The organism is Litorisediminicola beolgyonensis (assembly GCF_042679605.1).
Lineage (GTDB): Bacteria > Pseudomonadota > Alphaproteobacteria > Rhodobacterales > Rhodobacteraceae > Litorisediminicola > Litorisediminicola beolgyonensis.
Genome location: NZ_JBHTMU010000010.1, coordinates 1 through 21,713, shown reverse-complemented (window position 1 = coordinate 21,713; position 21,713 = coordinate 1). Strand labels below are relative to the sequence as shown.

At 61.8% G+C, this 21,713-nt stretch carries 23 protein-coding genes, 1 tRNA gene and 2 pseudogenes; 15 read left to right on the top strand and 11 right to left on the bottom strand.

What is annotated here, in order from left to right:
* Window positions 1-45 precede the first annotated feature (45 nt).
* Complete coding sequence (gene lipB, locus ACFQ4E_RS07545) at window positions 46-699, bottom strand: lipoyl(octanoyl) transferase LipB (RefSeq protein WP_386802332.1); 654 nt, start codon at window positions 697-699, stop codon at window positions 46-48.
* A 126-nt stretch (window positions 700-825) separates the two neighbouring features.
* Here lipB and ACFQ4E_RS07540 point away from each other — a divergent pair, with 126 nt between their 5' ends.
* The 4 genes from ACFQ4E_RS07540 (at window position 826) to ACFQ4E_RS07525 (ending at window position 5,540) form a co-directional block, all read left to right on the top strand.
* On the top strand, window positions 826-1,818 hold the full coding sequence (locus ACFQ4E_RS07540) for a diacylglycerol/lipid kinase family protein (RefSeq protein WP_386802331.1): 993 nt from the start codon (window positions 826-828) through the stop codon (window positions 1,816-1,818).
* Window positions 1,815-2,603 carry a metallophosphoesterase family protein gene (locus tag ACFQ4E_RS07535; RefSeq protein ID WP_386802330.1) on the top strand — a complete coding sequence of 263 codons (789 nt, stop codon included), beginning with the start codon at window positions 1,815-1,817 and terminating at the stop codon, window positions 2,601-2,603. The genes ACFQ4E_RS07540 and ACFQ4E_RS07535 overlap by 4 nt, the downstream gene beginning before the upstream one ends.
* Before the next feature lie 80 nt (window positions 2,604-2,683).
* A tRNA-Leu gene (locus ACFQ4E_RS07530) sits at window positions 2,684-2,770 on the top strand.
* A gap of 985 nt (window positions 2,771-3,755) precedes the next feature.
* Window positions 3,756-5,540 (top strand): SLC13 family permease, encoded by a 1,785-nt coding sequence (locus ACFQ4E_RS07525; protein ID WP_386802329.1) that lies wholly within the window; start codon window positions 3,756-3,758, stop codon window positions 5,538-5,540.
* Here ACFQ4E_RS07525 and nhaA read toward each other — a convergent pair.
* The 5 genes and pseudogenes from nhaA to ACFQ4E_RS07500 all read right to left on the bottom strand — a co-directional run bounded on the left by nhaA (window position 5,537) and on the right by ACFQ4E_RS07500 (window position 9,846).
* Entirely contained in the window at window positions 5,537-6,892 is a 1,356-nt protein-coding gene (gene nhaA / locus ACFQ4E_RS07520) for a Na+/H+ antiporter NhaA (RefSeq protein ID WP_386802328.1), read from the bottom strand. The genes ACFQ4E_RS07525 and nhaA overlap by 4 nt on opposite strands.
* Before the next feature lie 286 nt (window positions 6,893-7,178).
* Window positions 7,179-7,313: a hypothetical protein gene (locus tag ACFQ4E_RS07515; RefSeq protein ID WP_386802327.1), complete on the bottom strand. Its 135-nt coding sequence runs from the start codon at window positions 7,311-7,313 to the stop codon at window positions 7,179-7,181.
* Between the two features lie 106 nt (window positions 7,314-7,419).
* Window positions 7,420-9,083, bottom strand: a pseudogene (gene groL, locus ACFQ4E_RS07510) (chaperonin GroEL).
* Between the two features lie 44 nt (window positions 9,084-9,127).
* The gene (locus ACFQ4E_RS07505) at window positions 9,128-9,415 is read right to left on the bottom strand and encodes a co-chaperone GroES (RefSeq protein WP_386802326.1); all 288 of its coding nucleotides are present in this window, start codon (window positions 9,413-9,415) and stop codon (window positions 9,128-9,130) included.
* A 194-nt stretch (window positions 9,416-9,609) separates the two neighbouring features.
* Window positions 9,610-9,846 carry a hypothetical protein gene (locus tag ACFQ4E_RS07500; protein ID WP_386802325.1) on the bottom strand — a complete coding sequence of 79 codons (237 nt, stop codon included), beginning with the start codon at window positions 9,844-9,846 and terminating at the stop codon, window positions 9,610-9,612.
* A gap of 149 nt (window positions 9,847-9,995) precedes the next feature.
* On the opposite strand from ACFQ4E_RS07500, the gene ACFQ4E_RS07495 reads away from it, so the two are divergent.
* Complete coding sequence (locus tag ACFQ4E_RS07495; RefSeq protein ID WP_386802324.1) at window positions 9,996-10,730, top strand: Crp/Fnr family transcriptional regulator; 735 nt, start codon at window positions 9,996-9,998, stop codon at window positions 10,728-10,730.
* Between the two features lie 58 nt (window positions 10,731-10,788).
* Here the strand turns inward: ACFQ4E_RS07495 and ACFQ4E_RS07490 are convergent, their stop codons facing one another.
* From ACFQ4E_RS07490 to ACFQ4E_RS07480, 3 genes are all read right to left on the bottom strand, one after another.
* Complete coding sequence (locus tag ACFQ4E_RS07490) at window positions 10,789-10,977, bottom strand: hypothetical protein (RefSeq protein ID WP_386802323.1); 189 nt, start codon at window positions 10,975-10,977, stop codon at window positions 10,789-10,791.
* Between the two features lie 219 nt (window positions 10,978-11,196).
* The gene (locus ACFQ4E_RS07485) at window positions 11,197-11,517 is read right to left on the bottom strand and encodes a hypothetical protein (RefSeq protein WP_386802322.1); all 321 of its coding nucleotides are present in this window, start codon (window positions 11,515-11,517) and stop codon (window positions 11,197-11,199) included.
* 89 nt (window positions 11,518-11,606) lie between these two features.
* A complete protein-coding gene (locus tag ACFQ4E_RS07480; RefSeq protein WP_386802321.1) occupies window positions 11,607-12,032 on the bottom strand; it encodes a hypothetical protein in 426 nt (141 codons plus the stop codon).
* 272 nt (window positions 12,033-12,304) lie between these two features.
* Here ACFQ4E_RS07480 and ACFQ4E_RS07475 point away from each other — a divergent pair, with 272 nt between their 5' ends.
* From ACFQ4E_RS07475 to ACFQ4E_RS07430, 10 genes are all read left to right on the top strand, one after another.
* Window positions 12,305-12,619, top strand: coding sequence for a hypothetical protein (locus ACFQ4E_RS07475; RefSeq protein WP_386802320.1), 315 nt, complete (start codon window positions 12,305-12,307; stop codon window positions 12,617-12,619).
* Window positions 12,616-12,960 (top strand): hypothetical protein, encoded by a 345-nt coding sequence (locus ACFQ4E_RS07470; protein WP_386802319.1) that lies wholly within the window; start codon window positions 12,616-12,618, stop codon window positions 12,958-12,960. The genes ACFQ4E_RS07475 and ACFQ4E_RS07470 overlap by 4 nt, the downstream gene beginning before the upstream one ends.
* Window positions 12,961-13,067: 107 nt before the next feature.
* Window positions 13,068-14,135: an FtsH protease activity modulator HflK gene (gene hflK / locus ACFQ4E_RS07465; RefSeq protein ID WP_386802318.1), complete on the top strand. Its 1,068-nt coding sequence runs from the start codon at window positions 13,068-13,070 to the stop codon at window positions 14,133-14,135.
* Window positions 14,132-15,247, top strand: a complete 1,116-nt coding sequence (gene hflC / locus ACFQ4E_RS07460) for a protease modulator HflC (protein WP_386802317.1) — start codon at window positions 14,132-14,134, stop codon at window positions 15,245-15,247. The genes hflK and hflC overlap by 4 nt, the downstream gene beginning before the upstream one ends.
* A 243-nt stretch (window positions 15,248-15,490) precedes the next feature.
* Entirely contained in the window at window positions 15,491-15,970 is a 480-nt protein-coding gene (locus tag ACFQ4E_RS07455) for a hypothetical protein (protein WP_386802316.1), read from the top strand.
* 212 nt (window positions 15,971-16,182) lie between these two features.
* Window positions 16,183-16,953, top strand: a complete 771-nt coding sequence (locus ACFQ4E_RS07450; RefSeq protein WP_386802315.1) for a hypothetical protein — start codon at window positions 16,183-16,185, stop codon at window positions 16,951-16,953.
* 34 nt (window positions 16,954-16,987) lie between these two features.
* Window positions 16,988-17,794 carry a transglutaminase-like domain-containing protein gene (locus ACFQ4E_RS07445; RefSeq protein ID WP_386802416.1) on the top strand — a complete coding sequence of 269 codons (807 nt, stop codon included), beginning with the start codon at window positions 16,988-16,990 and terminating at the stop codon, window positions 17,792-17,794.
* A 90-nt stretch (window positions 17,795-17,884) separates the two neighbouring features.
* Window positions 17,885-18,064, top strand: a complete 180-nt coding sequence (locus tag ACFQ4E_RS07440; RefSeq protein ID WP_386802314.1) for a hypothetical protein — start codon at window positions 17,885-17,887, stop codon at window positions 18,062-18,064.
* 75 nt (window positions 18,065-18,139) lie between these two features.
* Window positions 18,140-18,673: a hypothetical protein gene (locus ACFQ4E_RS07435; RefSeq protein ID WP_386802313.1), complete on the top strand. Its 534-nt coding sequence runs from the start codon at window positions 18,140-18,142 to the stop codon at window positions 18,671-18,673.
* A 257-nt stretch (window positions 18,674-18,930) separates the two neighbouring features.
* Entirely contained in the window at window positions 18,931-19,857 is a 927-nt protein-coding gene (locus ACFQ4E_RS07430; RefSeq protein WP_386802312.1) for a transglutaminase family protein, read from the top strand.
* A gap of 213 nt (window positions 19,858-20,070) precedes the next feature.
* Here the strand turns inward: ACFQ4E_RS07430 and ACFQ4E_RS07425 are convergent, their stop codons facing one another.
* Together ACFQ4E_RS07425 and ACFQ4E_RS07420 are read right to left on the bottom strand one after the other, a co-directional pair.
* Window positions 20,071-20,295, bottom strand: coding sequence for a helix-turn-helix transcriptional regulator (locus ACFQ4E_RS07425; protein ID WP_386802311.1), 225 nt, complete (start codon window positions 20,293-20,295; stop codon window positions 20,071-20,073).
* A gap of 130 nt (window positions 20,296-20,425) precedes the next feature.
* A pseudogene (locus ACFQ4E_RS07420) lies at window positions 20,426-21,713 on the bottom strand (Ti-type conjugative transfer relaxase TraA); the annotation flags it as partial.

Sequence of the window (21,713 nt, the reverse complement as noted above, 5' to 3'; positions counted from 1 at the left end):
TCCTCCTCGGCCGGGGGAGCCCCACCGTAGCCCCTCATCCGTCCGTCAGCCGTCACCCATGATGTCGGCGAAGCTGCGCTTCAGCGCCACGTCGACATCCTCCATCGTCACCGGCAGCCCGAGATCGACGAGGCTCGTGACCCCGTGCTCCCGGATACCGCAGGGGACGATGCCGGAGAAATGCTCCAACTCGGGTTCGACATTGATCGACAGCCCGTGGAAGCTCACCCATTTCCTGAGCCTGATGCCGATGGCCGCGATCTTGTCCTCGGCCACCGCGCCATCTGGCCCGCGCGGCTTCTCGGGGCGCTCGATCCAGACCCCGACGCGGCCGGGCCGGATATGTCCGGTGAGCCCGAACTCGCCCAAGGCGGCGATGACCCAGGTCTCGAGGTCCTCGACGAAGCGGCGCACGTCGCGGCCGCGCCGCGTCAGGTCGAGCATGACATAGGCCACCCGCTGCCCGGGCCCGTGATAGGTGTATTGCCCGCCGCGCTTGGCCTCGAAGACCGGGAAGCGGTCGGGATCGACGAGGTCGGCGCGTTTCGCCGAGGTGCCCGCAGTGTAGAGCGGCGGATGCTCGACGAGCCAGATCAACTCGGACGCGGTTCTCGCCCGGATCGCCTCGGCGCGCGCTTCCATCGCCGCGACTGCCTCGACATACCCGGTCAGCCCCGGTTCGGTCCGCCATTCCACCATGAGAGTGTCCCCCGCGCCTCCGCGTCTTTCCGCCGATCGGCCTTACCGGCTCGTGCGGCACGACGGAACCCGTTGCCGAGGCGCCACGTTTCTCGGACAGCCAAGCCCCTTGGGATACCCGCCGTCATGAGTTTCATCACTAACCCGTCCGCGGAAAAGCAGAGCATCGTGCCGAATTCGGACCGACGGATCTGCGTGCTACTGAATCACAGCTCGGGCAAGGACGACAAGCCCGAGATTGAAACCCGGCTCGAGGAGGGCTTCAAACGCCATCCCGGCCGCTTCGAACTGCGCACCTTCACCGCAGGCGACGGCCTGGCCGACATGTGCCAGCGCGCCATGAAGGACGGGTTCGGGACCATCGTCGCCGCTGGCGGCGACGGCACGATCTCGGGCGTTGCCGGGCAGGTCGCCGGCACCGGCCGCCGGATGGGCGTCCTGCCGCTCGGCACCTTCAACTTCGTCGCCCGTGGCCTCGGCATCCCCGAGGATCTCGACGAGGCGATCAACCTTATCGCCTCGGACCAGAGCCGCACCCTGCCGGTGGGCGAGGTCAACGGCCGCATCTTTCTCAACAATGCGAGCCTCGGCATCTACCCCGCGGTGCTGCGCGAGCGCGAGGGCACCTACAAGCGCTGGGGCCGCTCGCAGATCGCGGCGCATTGGTCGGTGCTGCGCACCTTCCTGAGCTTCCGCCGCCCGGTGAAGATGCGGGTCACGGTCGGCTCATCGACGGAGCGTTTGAAGACACCGCTGGCCTTCGTCGCGCGCTCGTCCTTCCAGCTCGATCACTACGGGCTCGAGGGGGCGGACGCGGTGCGGGACGGTCAGTTCGCGCTCTATCTCGCGCCCGATGTCACCCGCTGGCAGCTTCTGGTACGCGCCCTGCTCCTGGCCACCAAGGGCATGGTGCTGCACCGGGATTTCGAGCTCTTCACCGGCTCCGAGATCGTCATCGAGACCTCGCGCCGCCGCCAGCTTGTCGCGATGGATGGCGAGCGGCTGATGCTCGAAGGCCCGTTCCGCTTCCGGATGCATCCCGATGCGCTGATCGTCGCAGCGCCCGAGCGCGGGCCGGGCGACAATCGGTCCGAGAGCGCTCCGAACGGGCCGCAATGACGCGGCTCGTTCACCTGTCCGACCTGCATTTTGGCCGCGACCGCGCGGAGCTTGCCGCTCCCTTGCGCGGCTGCCTCGAAGAGCTCGCGCCCGAGCTGGTCATCGTCTCGGGCGATCTGACCCAGCGCGCGCGGAAGCACCAGTTCGCCGAGGCACGCACCTTTCTCGACGGGCTGGGCCTGCCTTGGCTCGCGGTTCCGGGAAACCACGACACGCCGCTCGACAATCTTTTCCTGCGCTTCCTGCGGCCCTTTTCCCGGTTCCGCGCGGCGGTCTCCGCGCAGCTTGAGCCCGTGCATCTCGGGGACGGCTACACGGTCGTCGGCCTGAACACCGTCAATCCGCAGGCATGGCAGTCCGGCAAGCTCCGCCGCCGAAGCCTGCGCCATGTCGAGCGTGCCCTGGCCGAGCGCGACGGCTTCGGCCTCGTGGTCATGCACCACCCGCCCGAGATGGCACCCGGCGACCGCAAGCGCGGCATGCGCGGCGCCGAGCGCGGCCTGCGCGAGCTGGCGCATATGGGCGCCGATCTGGTGCTTTGCGGGCATCTCCATGTGTGGCGGGCGATGCCGCTCCGGGCCGAGGCCTCGATCCTGATGCTGCAGGCGGGGACGGGGCTCTCGAACCGTCTGCGCGGCGAGCCCAACGACTTCAATCTCCTCGAGATCGACGACTGCGACGTGCTTGTGTCCCGCTATGGTGCGGGCAGCGACGAGGCGCAGTTCCAGCGTCTCTCCCGCACCCGATTCCGCAAGGAGGACGCCCGCTGGGAGGTCCTGACCTGAGGGCGTAAAAAATCGTCGAATTGCCTCTTCACAAGCTTCGGGGGCTCGTCTATACGCCCCGCTACCAAGCCAAGGACAGTGCGGTCGTGGCGGAATTGGTAGACGCGCAGCGTTGAGGTCGCTGTGGGGTAACTCCCGTGGAAGTTCGAGTCTTCTCGACCGCACCATTCTATCCGAGAAAAGCGGCCAAATACTAGGTATTTAGTCAGCGTTAACCTTCGCTCATCCCCAAACGGTCCCCCAAGATGGGTTTCGTTACAGTCGCTGCGAGCCAAGCCCGAGCCGAGGGTTAAGGCCTGCTGTTTTCTCAAGGCAATTCAGCACTATCCGATTTGTTCAGTCGGCGCTGAGGCCACTTTGAATGCCGAACGCAGTTCAATTACTTGCTTCGCCCACCCAAGACCCACCAAGTGAATCCGGAATCACACATTTCCCTTGATAGATGGAGGAGTTTAACGCTTCCTTTCAAAGGTTTACGAGACGGCGTGAGCAGTTCATGTTTATGTTTCAATCGCGCAGTTTCGTGAGTCTTGTAGGATCATGTAGCCCGCAGGCGAATGAAATGACTCGATTCCGCGCTGACCTCTCAGACATTGACGCGCGCGAAAAGAAGCAGTGTTACTACGGTGCGGTTGAGTGAACGACCGATGCTTGAGGCGGCGGCGCGTCGTCCTTGTTCTCGCAACGATCTGGCTGAGCGGTTGCGCAGCGGTCAGTTCTGACGGCCGAGCGTTGTGGGAATGTCCGCCGCTCGTCGAGTATGGCGGGGAGTTCCAGGCGCGGGCAGCCGAGGAGATGGCCTTGCTGCCGGAGAACTCGGTGATCGTGGAGATGCTGTGCGACTCCACGGTAATTCGGGAGTAGGCGGAAGGAACCTGTGTGCTGACCGGGGCACTAGCAGCCCTTAGGAGCCTGCGGGGCGAGACGAACGGGAGGCCTTTGATAGTTTGATCGTGCTCGACACACGCGATAGGGTCGGCGCGCAAGGCTATTGTCGTGCAGCGGACGGCCACGTCGCCGCTGGTCCAATTTCGATACGGCCTTGAATGTTGGGGGACATTGAGGTCGATCTGTCCGCCGTTGGTTATTCAAGATGATGGATTATCCGTCCGAAAGACCATCTGTGGCGGATGTTACAGCTCGGAGGATGGGTTGATCGATCTCACGAATGGCTATGAACCCTACATTGCGCTGGCAATAGTTCTTCTTTTGTTTGCTGCATTTCTTTCAGAGCGCTTCGAGCCGGATGTAACCGCTGCGGGGGCTGCCGCAGTGTTTGTTATCTTCGGGTTTGTCCCCACGAACGAAGTTCTGGCGGCATTCGCCAACCCTGCACCTCTCACGATCGCAGCGATGTTCGTAATCAGCGGCGCTTTGGTCCGAACCGGGCTTCTCGACGCACTCGCGAACCGGGTTGTCGCCGTGGCGAGAAAACGCCCGATTGCGGGCACAGCGGCGTTTCTCATCGCGACGCTTGTCGCCTCGGGCTTGATGAATAACACGCCGGTCGTCATTGTCTTGATACCGGTGGCCATCTGTTTGGCGCAGAGTCTCGACTTTGCTGCGACGCGCCTGTTGATCCCGCTATCCTACATGGCGGTCCTGGGCGGAACTTGTACTCTGATCGGCACGTCGACCAACCTCCTAGTTGACGGCGTGTCCCAGGCGTCTGGCTTGGAGCCATTCTCAATTTTCGAGATCACGCCCGTCGGCCTGGTCGCCGCGACCACAGGCGGCCTGGCGCTCCTCCTGCTGGGTCCAGTCCTGCTTCCGAACCGAAAGGATCTTGCAGGACAGGGCGACGACGATGGAGCGATTTTCTTGACCGAGGTACGCCTACGAGAGGACTACCCGAGCATTGGTCGACCTATTCATGAAATCGCCGCCCTCAATCGACGAGGTGTTGAGATCGTCGGCATCCGTGCGCGGTCTGGGGTAAAGCGCGACGGTTTGAGTGAACATGTACTCGAACCTGGCGACAGGATCATTGCCAAAGTGGCCACATCGGAACTGCTCATTCTGAGGAAGCTTCCAGGCATCGAAGTCGGGTTGCGCCAAGGGCCAGCGACGGAGAACATCCCCGAATTGATCGTCGCCGAGGCAATCGTGACGCTGTCGCGCCGAAGCCGCGGGGTGCGAATTGCGCAGCTTGCCATGGGACACCGTTACGGAATGCGGGTACTCGGTGCCCACCGACATGGCGAACTGCTAGGACCCGACCTGTCCACCGCACTTTTGCGCCCTGCCGATACGCTGCTTCTGGAAGGAACTCCTGAAGGATTTGACCGTCTGACCGAGGCGGGCGATCTTGCCGCGATCACGGACGCGGGGGGACGCGCGTTCCGCCGCGGGAAAGCGCCGCTTGCTCTATTCGCACTTTTCGCGGTTGTGGCGCTCGCCGCTGCCGGGTTCGCCGAGATAAGCGTGCTTGCCCTTGTCGCGGTCGCTGCCATCCTCATGCTCCGGTGCATCGACAACGGCGAGGCCTGGGCCTCCATTGACGCCAGCGTCCTTGTGCTGATCTTTTCCATGCTGATCGTCGGCACCGGTATGCAGAATGCAGGGGCTGTCAGCTTGATCGTCGAGACATTGGCTCCAGCAATCGTGGACTTGCCTCCAATTGTCGCGCTCGCAGTGATCTACATACTGTCTTCGGCGCTTACCGAGGCGGTCACGAACAACGCTGTGGCCGTCGTGGTTACACCGCTCGCGATCGGTGTTTCGGAAGAACTTGGTGTCGACCCAAGGCCGTTCGTCGTCGCCGTGATGTTTGGTGCAAGCGCCAGCTTCGCGACCCCGGTTGGCTATCAAACCAACACACTGGTGTATGGCGCAGGAAACTACAGATTTGGCGATTTCCTCAGAATCGGTATTCCGATGAACATTATCGTCGGCGGATCGGTGGTGGGTGCGATCCCGATCTTCTTTCCATTCTAGATTTTCTGATCTTTATGCCCAGCTGCCGTGGCGCTTCCTGTTCGGGCTACGAGAAGCGTCAGGAGTAGCAGCATGAGGATGCCAATTGTCGCCGAGAGCGCCGATCCGCCGAGAATACCCAACTTTGCCGCATTCAGGACGGAACTGTCGAATGCGAGGCCTGCGATGAACAACGACATCGTGAAACCGATCCCCGTCAGAAAAGAGCCGGCCAGAACGAACGGCCACGACAAGCCCGGCGCGAGTGCCGCTAGGCCGGATCGTACGGCAATCCAGCCGAACACGAAGACGCCGATCGGTTTTCCCAACACGAGGCCGACAATGATCGCCAGCGAGACCGGTTGTACGAAATCGACACCCTCAATCGTGATGCCGGCATTTGCCAGTGCGAAGATCGGCATGATTGCAAAGCCGACCCAGGGGTGCAGCATCATCTCGAGCCGTTCGACTGGTGAGAGCGACTCTGTGACCGCTCTGCCGGCTTGACGCAGATCGCGGTGGCTTGCCGCATCTCCTTGTCGGCGTTCGCTAGTAGGAACGGCGAGTACCCGCCCAAGGATCTCACGCAGGCGGGCATCGCTCACCCATATGCGCGTTGGCGTCATCAGGCCCAGAATGACACCTGCAATGGTCGCGTGGACGCCGGAAACATCGAAGCATAACCAGACTGCCGCTCCCAGAAGGAAATAGACCGGTACGCTTCTGATCCCGAGTCGCGAGGCGCCTGCGACGATACCAATCCCCAGAAAGCCCAATCCGAGAGCCGACCAGTTTAACGCCTCACCGTAACCGAAGGCGACCACGAGGATTGCACCGACGTCATCAAAAATGGCCAGAGACAGCAGGAACAATCGCAAGGTGGGCGGTATCCGGCTTCCGAAGAGCGCCAGGCACCCGATCACGAAGGCCGTATCAGTCGCCATCACGGTTCCCCAGCCGTGCATGCCGGGTTGCCCGGACATCAACACAAGATACAGAGAGACCGGCACGACCATGCCACCCAAGGCGCCTGCGAACGGCAGGGCGGCCTGTCGAGGGTTTCGCAATTCGCCCAGCACCAACTCGCGCTTGAGTTCCAGCGAAAGCACGAAGAAGAAAAGGGTCATCAGACCGTCGTTGATCCAGTGCCGCAGAGAGCGGGTGAAATCCAACGAGCCGAATGTGAGACCGATGGGGGTCTCCCAGAAACGAAGAAAGCCTTCTTGCCACGGCGAGTTGGCCAGCCCCAAAGCCAGCAGAACAGCCAGGAGCAGGAGCCCACCAGCTGCCGCTTCGATCTTCAGGAAGCGTGCGAAGGGTTTCGTTATGCTGTCGGCGGCCTCATGGGGCAGGCCTTGATGAGTATCGATCACGGGAGAAACATACCTTAGCGGGTCGACAGAGTCTTTGTCATCGCAACGCAGGTGCGCTGACCACGAGACGCAGTCGCCGGCGCCTCAGCCGCGTCCCGGACGGCTCAGGCGGCAAGCGTCCGGGCCTCCGCGAAAGAAAGGAATCTCCGGTGCTTCCCGTCTCATAGGTGCAGCCTTGCGCAGCGGAAGCTCTGCCAAGAGTTATGCGCGTCGTCTCCCGCCGCCATCTGGCTCCGTATTCAGTGATAGCCGATATTCAGTGATAGCCAATCACTTGGCCCTCTACTTATTTCTTCTTGTGCTCGCCTAGATTGGTCAGGGCTTTGCCCTTCGTGAAATCGGCTGTTGCAACCACCTTTTCTTTCACCTTCTTGGGCTTCTTCGCTTCACGGTTGCCGCGTTGCTTGTTACCTTTGGTCATTTCCGTTTCTCCTGATTGTGAATTATTTTGCTGAACAGATCGGCATTCATATCCTTCAGGAATGTGATTTCTCGTCCCGAGGCTCCTGCGCACAGGCCCCGCCCATTCACATCAATCCGCCCATTCCACTCATATCGGCCATTTCGTTACCGGCGCCGCCCACTTTGGGCTTTTGCGCGACCATCGCCTCGGTCGTGATCAATAGCCCGGCAATGGACGCGGCGTTTTCCAGGGCGATCCGAACGACTTTCGTCGGATCGATGACACCGGCCTTCAGCATGTCGCCGTATTCTTCGGCCTGTGCGTCGAAACCGAAGTTTGGGCTGTCGTTCTCGATCACCTTTCCGACGACAACCGATCCGTCGACCCCGGCATTTTCGGCGATCTGGCGCAGCGGAGCCTGGATCGCGCGGCGGACGATCTTGATGCCGGCATCCTGATCATTGTTCTCACCCTCCAGAGTCGCCAGCACCTTGCTAGCGTGAACCAGGGCCACGCCGCCGCCGGGCACGACACCTTCCTGAACCGCAGCGCGGGTGGCGTTCAGCGCGTCGTCGACGCGGTCCTTGCGCTCCTTCACCTCGATCTCGGTTGCCCCGCCGACCCGGATTACGGCAATGCCACCGGCAAGCTTGGCGAGCCGTTCCTGCAGCTTCTCCTTGTCGTAGTCCGAGGTGGTGTCCTCGACCTGCGCCCGGATCTGCGTCACGCGCGCAGCGATCGCGTCTCTGTCGCCGGCACCGTCGATGATGGTCGTGTCATCCTTGGTGATCCTGACCTTTCTGGCGGATCCGAGCATGTCCATGGTGACATTCTCCAGCTTGGTGCCCATTTCCACGGAAATCACCTGACCGCCCGTCAGCACGGCGATGTCTTCCATCATCGCCTTGCGGCGATGTCTTCCATCATCGCCTTGCGGCGATCCCCGAAGCCCGGCGCCTTGACGGCCGCCACCTTCAATCCGCCGCGCAGCTTGTTGACGACCAGCGTCGCCAGCGCCTCGCCTTCGATATCCTCGGCCACGATTAGCAGTTGCTTCTCGGCCTCCATCACGGCCTCCAGCAACGGCACCATGGATATGAGAGAGGTCAGCTTCTTCTCGTGAAGCAGGACGACGCAGTCATCCACCTCGACGACCATTTTCTGAGCATTCGTGACGAAATAGGGGCTCAGATAACCGCGGTCTAACTGCATGCCTTCGACCACTTCGGTCTCGGTCTCCGACCCCTTGTTTTCCTCGACGGTGATCACACCTTCGTTGCCGACCTTGGCCATCGCATCTGCAATCTGGCGGCCGACCGCGACCTCTCCATTGGCCGAAATGGTGCCGACCTTGGCAATCTCGTCGCTGTCGCCGACCGGTCTGGACATGGTCTTGATCTCGGCCACGACCGCAGCGACGGCTTTGTCGATCCCGCGCTTGAGATCCATCGGGTTCATGCCGGCCGCAACCGACTTCATGCCTTCCCGGACAATCGCATGGGCGAGCACGGTTGCCGTGGTGGTTCCGTCGCCGGCCTCGTCGTTCGTGCGCTGCGCGACTTCCTTGACCATTTGGGCGCCCATATTCTCGAATTGGTCCGACAGCTCGATCTCCTTGGCGACGGTCACACCGTCCTTGGTGATGCGCGGCGCACCCCAGGATTTATCGAGAATGACGTTTCGGCCCTTGGGGCCGAGGGTGATCTTGACGGCATTGGCCAGCGTGTTGATGCCATTCAGCATTCGGTCGCGGGCATCGGTACTGAACCGAACTTCCTTGGCAGACATGGTGTGAATTCCTGAGACTGAGGTTGATGTGAAAGGCTTCGGACTCAGGCGATCACGCCGAGAATGTCGCTCTCCTTCATGATCAGAAGGTCTTCGCCATCGAGTTTGATCTCTGAGCCGGACCATTTTCCAAACAGGATCCGGTCGCCGGCTTTGACATCCATCGGGATGCGCTCGCCGTCCTCGCGCCTTCCCCCGGCACCAACGGAGACAACTTCGCCTTCTTGAGGCTTCTCCTTGGCAGTATCGGGAATGATGAGACCGCCCTTGGTCGTCTCGTCGCCTTCAATGCGGCGAACGAGCACCCGGTCGTGGAGGGGAGTGAACGTCAATTGAGTGCTCCTTTTTCGGATGTCCAAGGGAGCATGGCGATGTTCGAAGGTGCTTTGGCACTCGCCATACCGGAGTGCCATGCCATTGAAGTGATGGCTCAGCAGGGGGTCTACAATAGCGTCTCAAAGATAATCATTCGACTTCTAATCACTTGATATCCATAATTGCTCCCGCAGTTCGTCGAAGCTCGACTTCACAAGCGTCGACCTGAGTAGCCGCCGGCGATGATCGCGTTGATCAGGTCCGCGACAGCTCGGTGGATATCCGTCTCATGGTCGGTACCGACCGCGTTCTCGTGGGTCGCTGCGGCGTCGCGAAGAACCCCCACGATCTCGTGCTCTGGCAGCAGTCCGCGATCGTTCATGGCAAGCAGCAGCGCCTCACAGATCGAAAGGGCGGCCTGACCTGCATGTTCGCTTGCGGTGAACATCTGGGTCTCCTTCCTTTGCATAGCGAACCGGTGAAAGGTGGGGTTCTAATGCATCCGTACTTTTCGCAGGAAGTGCTCTATGCTGGACTGATCCAGAGCAGTGTCCGGGCCGATTTCCGCTCTTGGGCCGCGACACGCCGGGAGACTCAATGACATCAACTGAACACAGCCCTTTGACCCGCAAGCTTTCGGCCTTTGTCGCTTTGTCAAAGGCAGAGTTGGACGTGCTCGAGCGCCTGCACCAGCGCCGTCGCTCCTTCGTCGCGGGGCGCGATATGGTGCATCAGGGGCAATCCGATCAAGCCGCGTATATCCTGTCGGAAGGCTGGGTCTGTTCCTACAAGCTTCAACCTGACGGAACGCGCCAGATCGTCGACTTCCAGGTGCCCGGGGATTTCCTCGGCCTGCGCAGCGTGCTGCTGCGGACCTCGGACCACAGTTTCGAGCCGATCGTGGACATCATGGCCGCCGAGGTTCTCAAGAGTGACCTTTTGGACGCCTTCGCGCAGACGCCCAGGCTTGCGACGGCCATACTCTGGGCCGCGTCACGGGACGAGGCAATGGTGGTCGAACATCTCGTCGGGATCGGTCGGCGTGATGCGGACGCCCGGATGGCGCATTTTCTGTTGGAACTGGGATCGCGGCTTGCGCTGGTGGGCATGGGGACCAAGGATGGGTACGACTGCCCGCTGACCCAGTACCACCTCGCGGATGTGCTGGGGTTAAGTGCAATTCATGTGAATCGCGTCCTGCGCCAGCTGCGCGAAAGAGGGCTGGTGACCTTTCGAGACGGTCGCGTGTCCTTTGAAGATCATGCCGGGTTGGTGGAACTGGCTGAGTTTGATGCAGCCTATCTGGATCAGAGCGGCCCGCTCCTGAAGTGAGAGAGCCTCCCTCTCTTGCTCTACAGGCGTCCCCAGTGTTCACGTCAGACGCCGGAGGTTACGCAAGGGCGTGGGTCGCCGCATCGAGTTCCTTGTTGGTCTCGGCGTCGTTCTTCGCCGTATGCGCCTTCTCGGCTGCCCGGTAGTGCTTCAGCGCTGCATCTTTCTTCGGACCAGCGGGCGCTTTGTCCCATGCGGCCTTCAAGGAGGTCATCTTCTCGGCGGTTTTGTCCTTTTCGGGAGTCACTGGAGTTGTCCTTTCTTGAACGTTCCGAGAATAAGAAGCGTGTCGACACGCCGTCCCTTGGGGACCGACGCGCCCACACGCTTCTCGGGTGCTTGGAAAAAGATGCACCACCAAATATTCGGTGAGCACGTCTCACCTAACCGGAGTCGGCGCCCCGCCGCACTGACGCAGGTTAGCCCCGACGCATGAGGCAGGTCAGGTCGTATGCCTCTGCGCGTCTCAAGTAACCGCAGTTTGCTGGTGGGAAATCCTTACCCAAGCCTCGTCATCGTTAAGATAGGCCGAGGCGCAGAGCGCCTTGTAGATTGGCACGTCGGGCTTCTCCGCCGAGACACGATAGGTGAGGATCGCGATGTCATGACACCGCATCACGCGCCGTTCGGCCATGACAACGGTGCGCCAGCCAGTGTTTTCGCGAATGTGGGTCCAGATCTGGTCGCCCTGGAGGATGCCGGGCGGATAAGGGAAGACCATGACGGCGTTGGTCGCTGTCGTCACCCGCGCGTTGTCGGCGCCACTGGTCCAGAAGCGTTCCTCCATGTCCCAGAGTATGCCCTGTTCGTGTGGAGAAAGCGTACTCGACTTGTGTGCCGCATGTGCCGGTCTGCCAATGGCTGCAGTTGAGACTGTCATTCGCCTGACCCCGACCCGCCAACCATGAACATCTGAAACAGCACAAAGATGAGCGCGATCACCGTCCAGATCGCTCCACTTGTTTCAGGGCGACCGCCGCACACCGTCGAGGCAGCGCGCTGCATGGCACCTGACTTAGGTTTTTCAGGAAGCAGCTGGCTCAAGTCTCGTGCGATCCTGCCATGATCGCTGGCGAGCGCGGGTACGTCCCGAAATCGGGCAAGCAGCCTTCCCAAGCGTGCCTGCGCGGCGTCGTGCCCCAGCATGACCAGTTCATCAGTTTCCTTCCAGGGATCGAGGCCAAGCCGCGCGAGCGTGGAGAGCACAGTCACCGCATAGCCGTTCCGGTCCTCGCCGACGGAGGCATGGAGAAACCGATCGAACTCGGGCGGGTGCGGGTTGAGTACATTGGGGTCGGCCATAGCCAATCCTTTCAAGGGTAGCAGGAATGCAGATCATCCCTGTTTCCCAAAATGTACGCGCTGGTCGGTCCCCGCGCCCTTACACAGGTCAGTGCCCGCAAACCTCTCCAGGGTGTTCGCTACCCGCGCGGCGCCCGGGACTAACATGTGTCAGCACGAGTCGAACGGTTCCGAAGTACAAGAGGAGAAATCGTTCGACTGATCAGGTCCGGAATCCAAGGGGCCGTCAACAGTGGCGAGCGACGGATCTGCCAAAATCGTGGAGGCCAGAGATGAGCGTGCGTTCATCCAGTTTGAGGGTGACTTTCATGTACCCGTTCAGCCTAGCCGATTTTCCGGACGAACTACCGGCCGGGGACTACGAAGTCCTGATTCAGGAAGAACTTCTCCGCGGGCAAGGGTTCGAAACGTATCAGAGAAAGGCGACCCATATGACCGTTCCTGGCAGAGGGGATCGGACGGGTTGGATGGAATTGCACACGATATCAGAGCGCGGCCTGAATGAGGCGCTGAGCCGGGATCAGGGTCGGACTGAGATGAACAACCACAGCGAAGCGGCGCTTTCTCCGCAGGAGGACTTGAAATGAATACTCCCGAACGGCTCAAACCCGGCATCTATGGCGCCGTGATCGGTGCTGTCTTTGTCGGCGTCGTCGGATTTTCATGGGGTGGCTGGGTGACCGGCGGCACCTCGAATGACCGGGCGATGGCGATGTCCCGTAACGATGTCGTCGCCTCAATGGTACCGGTCTGCCTCGACATGGCGCGGTCAGACCCGGCTCGGGCGGACAAGCTTGCAACGATCCGGGCAGCTTCAACCTACCAGAGGCGCGATGCCCTGATGGAGGCGGGCTGGGCGACGATGCCAGGAACCGATGCCCCGGACCGTGACATTGCTGAAGCCTGCCTGAAGGAACTGGACCTCTGAGGTCATGCCGTTCAGAGCCGACGATGTGATGGCGCAAAACGGGCCGCACCGTCAAACGCGCGAGCCAGGCATCGCCCCGAGTGCCAAAACCGAGACAGGAGCTTGCGATGCCTTCTGATGACAATGGACCGGAAGATCGCGGACCTTGGAAAAACAAGCAGACCCGCGTTCCCCCTGAGGTTGATGCAATTCTCAGGCGGGGCCGGGATCGGCTGCACGGCATCCTGCCGGACGGTCTGCCACCGGTGAAGCGTCTTGCAATCGGGGCCGCCATTGCGCTTGCGGCGTTTGGGGCGTGGACCGCATATTACACGGTGCCGAGCGACTCCGTCGCAATTGTCCAACGGTTCGGGAAGTACGCGGCCGAGGTCCCTCCGGGGCTGCACTTCAAGATCCCGTTCGGGATTGACGTGACCACGTTGGTCCCGGTCAAGCGCCAGCTGAAACAGGAGTTCGGGTTCACGACTCCGGGTGCCTCCGATCCCTATCAGAGCCCGACGGACGGTCGCCGCGAGACCGAGATGGTGACTGGCGATCTCAACGCCGCGCTCGTGGAGTGGGTGGTGCAGTACCGGATTTCCGAACCTCGGAAATTTCTGTTCGAGGTGCGTGAGCCGAGCGCGACCCTGCGTTACGTCTCGGAGTCCGTCATGCGCGAAGTCGTGGGAGACCGCACAGTCGACGAGGTGATCACCGTCGGGCGCCAGGAAATCGAAAGCGAAGCCCTGCTGAAGATGCAGGCGCTCGCGACCAAATACGCGATGGGCATCAGCATCGATCAGGTACAGCTGAAGAACATCAATCCGCCCCAGCCGGTTCAAGCCTCGTTCAACGAGGTCAACCAGGCACAACAAGAGAAGGAGCGGATCATCAACGAGGCCCGCCGCGAATACAACCGCGTCATACCTCTGGCCGAAGGCGAAAAAGACCAGCGCATCCGCGAAGCCGATGGTTATCGCCTGAGGCGGATCAACGAAGCCGAGGGCGATGCGGCCAGATTCACGGCGCTCCTGACGGAATACCGTCTGGCGCCCGAAGTGACCCGGCGCCGGATCTACATCGAAACCCTTCAGGATGTTCTGCCGGGAATTGGTTCCAAGATCATTGTCGACGGGTCCACGGCAAGCATCCTGCCGCTTTTGAACCTTGATCGACAGACAGGAGAGCAACGATGAAGACCCTTTCGCTTATTGCCTCGGTGATCGCGGTTGCCGGGGTCGTCGCTGCGTCATCCGCCGTCTACACGGTCGGCGAGGTCGAACAGGCCATCATCACCCAGTTCGGCAAGCCGGTCGGCGCGCCGATCACCGAGGCTGGTCTCAAGTTGAAACTCCCCTTCGTTCAGGAGGTCAACCGGATCGACAGCCGGGTTCTGGAGTGGGACGGCTCGCCATCGGACATGCCAACCAAGGACAAGCTCTATATCTCGGTCGATCTCTTCGCGCGCTGGAAGATCACCGATCCTCTGCAGTACTTTCTGCGTCTGCGCGACGAGCGCAGCGCCCAGTCGCGCCTCGATGATATCCTCGGTAGCGAGACGCGGAACGCCGTCGCCAAGCACGAACTTATCGAGATTGTGCGCACGACCAGGGGCCGGACGCCGCTTCGGGACACGCTTCTAACTGATCAGGAGCTTGCGCAGGACATTGGCGCACTGGTTCCCATCACCAAGGGGCGGGCGCTGGTCGAGCAGCAGATCTTCGAGGCGGCGGCGGAGAAGGTGCGCGTTTTCGGGATCGAGCTTCTCGATATCCGCTTCAAACGCATAAACTACAACGAAAGCGTGCGACCCAAGATCTATGACCGCATGATCTCGGAGCGCCGGCAGATCGCCGAACGCTTCCTGTCTGAAGGCAACGGCGAAGCGGCCCGTATTCAAGGCAACAGGGTGCGGGATCTGAACAAGATCCAGTCCGAAGCCTATCGCGCCGTCGAGGAAATCCGCGGTGCCGCCGATGCCGCAGCAGCAGCAATCTATGCGGGCGCCTATAATGTCGATGCCGTTTCGGTGGAATTCTACGATTTTACCCGAACCATGCAGGCCTACGGCGACATGATCTCCGACGACACGACGCTTGTCCTGACGACGGACAGCGATCTGTTCCGGTTCCTGCGCGGCATGCAGGGCGAGGCAGACCCCTTCCTCGATCCCGGCAGTGACCCGGGCGACGGTGGCGTGGCGTCAACCGGCAGGGTCCGACCAGCGCAAGACCCCGCGACGCCAATCTTGACACAGACGGAGGTCGAAGCAGGCCGAAAGGTTCATGGTGGAAGGTTTCAAGCATGAATAGAGGGTATCAATCGGGAAGCACGTCAATGACACCTGGACCACCGAGGCCGGTTTCTGTCCGCTTCTGAGCAAGACACACCCACTTAAATTCCGTGCCCCTAACCTGCGTCAGCGCACGATTTGCGCTTGGCTGGTAGGTGGATGGCAAGATCTGGATCACGATGATGCGAGGGCCTGCCTGCCCAGGCTCAAGGACACGACATCCAGCGTCGCACCGCGCAGCGAGGAGGACAATACGCTATGACATCAGGCAAACATCTCACCAGGATGGCCGCAGAGACGACCGATCTTGAGCGGCGCGTGCTGGCCCATGAACGAATCCTGCAGGCCCTGATCGCCTACATGGCCCGTACCGAGCCGCATTTCGTCGACCACCTGCGGGAACGGTTCGTAGAACCGATGAGATTGACCCAGCGCGAACACGACCACCGCGAAACCGATGATTATGCGGAAGAATTCATTCGCGCTGTGATGCTCCTCGGAGACGCGCGCGTGCCAAACGAGAGGGAGCCGGAAATGACCGACATGAAACCCGTGCCGCCGAAAAGCAGAGGAGCACAAGATTCTTCCATGAACTGGCCGACGCAGCGCGATGGGGTTCAGGTGCGCGAAAGAAATGGCATCTGGGAGGTGCAGGTCGATGGCAAGTTCCGGGGCGACTACGACCAGAAGGAACATGCTATTGCCGCTGCAGCCTTGCACAAATTGTCGCCCCGATGACCAGCAGCACCCACCCGACACTCCCGCGGGACTTCGCGATCCAGGTGGCTGAGAACGAAGGCATGCCAACGAGATCGAATTCCAGAGCCTCCCCGCTACCGGCCGCGCCCACTCGACGGCTGACCGGAACGCTCACGCTTGGGCTATCGAGGACTCGCGCGGCAACCGGCGGGCTCTGGTCCGCCAAGGAACAAGTTGCGATGAGACATCCCTTGGCGAGGCTGATCGCGCGGACGGCAGCCATAGCCGGTATGATCGCCTCTTTCGCCTTTCCCGTGCTTGCGCAGGATGGAACCGGCCCAATGCCGGAGAACGCCCAGCCGCGCAGCTATGGCGGCGGTTGGAACTGCGCGCCCGGATACCGGTTGGCGGGCGCCGAATGCCTGGCTCTCGATATCCCCGAGCATGCCTATCCAACCGGGCGCTCCTACGGGACGGGGTGGGAGTGCAACCGAGGTTACGAGGAGGTTGACGGGACGTCCTGCAATCCCATCCCGGTGCCCGCCAATGCCTTCCTCCGGTCTTCCGGTTACGATTGGCAATGCGAACGCGGGTTCCGGCAGGAGAACGAGGCATGCGTGCCCATTGTTCTGCCCGAGCGTGCCTACCTGACGGACGATGCCTCGGGGAGGGGATGGACCTGTGACCGTGGCTATGAGGCCGCTGCAGAGACATGTTCGCCGATTGCCGTGCCAGAGAACGCGTATCTGACCAACGCAGACTACGGCGCCGCCTGGGCTTGTGAGAGAGGCTTCGTCCGAATCGACGACCGATGCGACGCGGTTGTCGTGCCATCGAATGCTTATCTGGACGAGGCATCCCATGGACCGGGCTGGAGCTGCGAGCGCGGATTCGAGGTGCTGAATGGCGCCTGCGTCGCCATCGATCTGCCAGAGAACGCCTATCTCGACCGATCCGGCAACCGGTGGAGCTGCAATCGAGGTTTCCAGCTTTCGGACGGGGCGTGCGTCCTTGGAAGATGAGGGTGACAGAACGATGCGCGGTCGTGTGTCCGGCATGCGGGTCAGCATCGGGTGTCGTCTTCGATACAGCTTCCTTCAACCGACGCCGCTGATTGCGCTTCTGAACGTGCACTACTCGCGGTTCGGTGATCTGGAGCGTGCCGATTATCTCGTGACCTCGCCGAGCGTACCGCTCGAAAGCTACCGCGACGGCTTCGGCAACTGGTGTACGCGCCTCATGGCTCCGGCGGGCAACTTCTGCCTGTCGACGGATGGCATCTTCCGCGACACGGGCCAGCCTGATCCCTCCATGCCCGGCGCGCGGCAGCACGCGGTTCAGGATCTGCCTTTCGAGACGCTCGTGTTTCTGCAGGGCAGCCGGTATTGCGACACCGACCTTCTATCGGAGGAGGCCTGGCGCCTATTCGAGACCTCGGACGCCGGATGGTCACGCGTCCAGGCGATCTGCGATTTCGTGCATGCACATGTCCGCTTCGACTATATGCAGGCGAAGGCGACGCGCACCGCGTCTCAGACCCTCGCCGAGGGGCAGGGTGTCTGCCGCGACTTTGCCCATCTCGCCATCGCCCTGTGTCGGTGCATGAACATTCCGGCCCGCTACTGCACCGGATATCTGAGCGACATCGGTGAACCTCTGCCTCATCCGCCTGGGGACTTCGCCGCTTGGATGGAGGTGTTCCTTGCTGGTGAATGGCACATGTTCGACCCGCGCAACAATAAGCCGAGGTTTGCGAGAATCCTGATCGCGCGCGGTCGCGATGCTGCCGATGTCCCTCTGACCCAGACATTCGGCCAGAACACGTTGATGGAATTCAAGGTCTGGACGGATGAATTGGCCTGACTGACCTCGGCTTCTTTTTCGATGCACCATCGCAATTCGGGTCGCCAGCCCCCATATCTACAGTACCGATGCAAAGTACCCCGGTCCGACATGGACGAGGAGTTGGCTTCGGAACATCAATGGATCGATGAAATGTCCTTCAAGGACCTGACCGCCAGAGCTGCGGCTGCGTTAAAGCCCAAGCCTGCGAAAACAGCAACGACCCCTGCCAAGGAGACCGAGCCCAAGGCCGCTGGCAAGGAACCACCCGCGAAGTCCAAGACATCTTGAGACCTACAGAGGTTACGCGCCTCATTCCTGTCAGGGCGCGGACCATTCACAGCAACAAGGGAAAGGAACGCGCCAATGGAAGTTCTGACGAGTAAGTCCGTTGCGGTTTTTTCCCGGCCCTTCAGCGTGCCAGGCTTTGACGAGACGCTCCCGGCGGGAGAGTACGAGATTGAAACGGAGGTGGCTTCACCCCTTGATCAACGTGATCCCGCAGCCTGGAAAGCCTCCGTCCTTGTGAAGCTTCATCCCCGGATATCTCATCCGGGGCTTGCACGGACTCTGACTGTTTCCCTTGCCGACCTCGACCAAGCACGCGCCAGGGACAAGCTGACCGACAGGGAGTTGTCCGACTTTTTCCTTGAAGAAATGCTGGCTGATCCGATGGTGCAGCTCGTGATGAAGGCCGACGGGGTCTCTGAGGCGCACCTGCGACATCTCTATTCCCGGTCTGGGACGTCCGATCCGAACTTGGCTGCGCCGCCTTCGAAGACGACCGCCCGAGGAGCGCGGGACGAAGAGTCGATCCGGACCGCCGAAAACGAAGGCATGCCTACGCGACCGGACTCGCCGCCGCCCTTGCGCACCCGTCTGGCTGAGGGGAAAACGTGATGGCGGACGAGGCCATCGCCGAAGGTGACATACCGGACATCGCGACCCCATGAGCCGTGGGTGACGTTCCGCAAGACCGCAAATGCCTGCGATGTGAAACCTCGTTCTGGAGCGAAGGCTTCGGAGAACGGATTTGCCGACGCCGCAAGGGGTTGAATGCCTGGCGGAACGCCGCGCCAATCAGCCCGGGCGCATCTCGCCGCCGCTGATCCCCACAGCCGCGCGCCGTCTTCCTCAAACCTAACTGGAACATCATTTTGGCCTGCCTCGACATCGTTCACACCACAACCTACCGATACCGTCACGAGGTGTCTCTCGGGCCGCACAGGTTGATGCTGCGTCCCCGCGAAACAAGGGAATTGCGACTACTTGCGCATGCCCTCTCCATTTCTCCAACGGCGACGGTAACCTGGGCGCATGACGTGGCCGGCAACGCTGTCGCCACCGCCGTCTTTAACGGCGTGACGGATCATCTGGTGATCGAGAGCCGTGCCACAGTGGATCTCACCGCGCCTGCATGGCCGGTCTTTGCCATCGCCGCCTCGGCCGCGCAGTACCCCTTTGTCTACGCCGACGACGAATGGACGGATCTGGGCGCGTTGACGGTTCCGCAATACCCCGACCCGGACGGTCGGCTTTCCCTATGGGTCGAGGGCTTTGTCATGGCGCGCCCGACCGACACGCTGTCCTTGCTGAAGGACATCAGCAATGGTGTGTTCACCCAGATTTCCTACCAGAGCCGTGACCCTGAAGGCACCCAGTCGCCGATCGAGACGCTCGACCGGCGATGGGGCTCTTGTCGAGATTTCGCGGTCCTGCTTGCCGAGTCAGCCCGCCGACTTGGTTTTGGCGCCCGCATCGTCTCAGGCTATCTGTCCGATCCCGAAATGAGCCTCGTCGGGTCGGCGGGTTCAGGGTCTACCCATGCTTGGGTCGAGATATTTGTTCCCGGTGCTGGATGGATTGCCTTCGATCCAACGAACCGAAGCGTCGGGTTTCAGAACCTGATTCCAGTCGCAGTCGGGCGCGACATTCATCATCTCGTGCCGGTCTCTGGAAGCTATTCAGGACGGCCTGGTGCCCTTTGTGACCTTACGGTCGGAGTTGTGGTGCGACTTGCAGCACAGGATCATGCATCTGCTCTTGAGGTTCGGACCAGTTTGGTCGCGAAACCAGCGCGCTAGCTGCTCATCGTTAGCGTTCTGTGCGCAATCACCGACAAGGAAATGCCGGGTTCGAAAGGCAGACCTACTTTTGATCGGCCGACTATTCGGACCTCCGTCAGGAAAATACGCATCGCGCGGTGTAGCGCACGTCGGCACCCCGTGCCTCGAGTAGGTCTTCGTGCTGGCAAGTCCACGCAGGGCGACTCGCTTCATTTGTTTGCAGCACGCTGGCTAGCCATTCTTTACCGTAGCGCATTCCTCCCCCTCCGGCCACCATCCGACCGGGTCCGCGACCCAGCGGTCAATCTCGGATTCGCGCCACCCCGCGCCGTGGACGGAGATGCGAAGCTGGGCCGGGAAGGTGCCCTCGGCGATCTTGCGGTAGAGGGTGGAGCGGGACAGGCCGGTCCGGGCGAGGACGGTGCGAAGGCGGATGATGCGGTCGGGGTCGGGCATGGTCTTGCTGGCTCCTGCTGGGGTCGCGTGAGGGGTCTTGATCCAGTCAGGCAGGGCCGGGATGGGAGGGCAAGCGCGTCCGGCTCGGCGTAGGGTCAGCGCGTACTGACGGCGGCAGATCGGACGGGTGTCAGAGTCCGAGACCGCGGCTGCGACCGAGATCCAGCCCGTGGCTGAAGGCGAGTTCCTGGCCGAGTCGCCGCCCCATGTCGCTGGAGATACCGAGGTCGCGCTTGCGGTTCGCGAGGAGCGATTCCAGCTGTGGATCGCGCTGAAGGCTGCGGGCCATGTCGGTCATGGCCCTCCGGGAGGCGCGGTAGCCCGTGTAATCGCCCGCGCGGTACTGCGCGCTGCTCCGGCGGTCCAGTGTCTGCCAGCGGTCGACGAAGTGGTCGGCGCGGGTACGGGGATCGGTGCGGAGCTCGGTCTCGAGCTGCAGGGCGCGGATTGCGCGGGGGAGCTGACCCTTGGCGGCATCCCGCGCGAGGCTTGGGTCCTTCAGGTACGCCGCCTCGGCGTCGCGCCAGGCATCGGGGCGCAGAACGTCGAAGGCATCGCGGGCGCGGTTGAGAGTGCGCAGCTGTTCGGAGCTGGCCTTGCCGCCCTCGGCCTGCGCCTCGAAGACCTCGTGAACGGCCTCGGCATGGCGGATCATCGCGCGGGCACGGGCCGGCCGGAGCGCAGCCTCGCGGGTCTCGGCCAGATCGTCGGGCTGCAGGCGCATCTCAGGCGGCTCGGGGACATGCTGTCCGAAGTCAATGCCTCGGCGCGCGGCAAAGTCTTCCGCCGGATCGGGCCCGGTGTGGTCGAGCGCCATGTCCTTCGCCCGCTCGCGCCCGAGGGTGCGAGCGAGACGCTCAGGTGTCGCGAAGTCGTCGCGGCCGTAATGCAGATCCACTCCGTCGCGGTGCCGGGTGAGAGCCACATAGCTGCTATGCGCATTCAGCCCCGGCGTCGCCAGCACATGGGCGCGGTCGACCGTCATGCCCTGCGCCTTGTGGATCGTGGCGGCGTAGCCGTGGTCGATCCGGTCGTAGTCCTTTAGGTCGAAGCGGACGGCGCGGCCGTCATCGGTGCGCACCGTCATCGCCTGGCGTTCGAGCTCCGCGATGGTTCCGAGCGTGCCGTTCTTCACGCCCATCCCACGGTCGTTCTGCAAGAACATCACGCGGTCGCCGGGGGCGAAGCTGCGCTCGCCGCGCTCGACCGTCAGCCGGACCTCCGGGCCGAGATCGCCCGCGTCCCGCATCCGCTCCCGCGCGGCGAGGTTCAGCGCGCGCACCTCATCGTTCGTATGGGTCAGGATGATGCGGCTGGCCTCGGGGTCGGCCTGCCGGTCGCTGTCTGAATAGCCCCGTGTATCGTGGACGCCTTCTTCGCTAATTTTGAGGCAAGGAGGCCATGATGAGCAGCAGCAA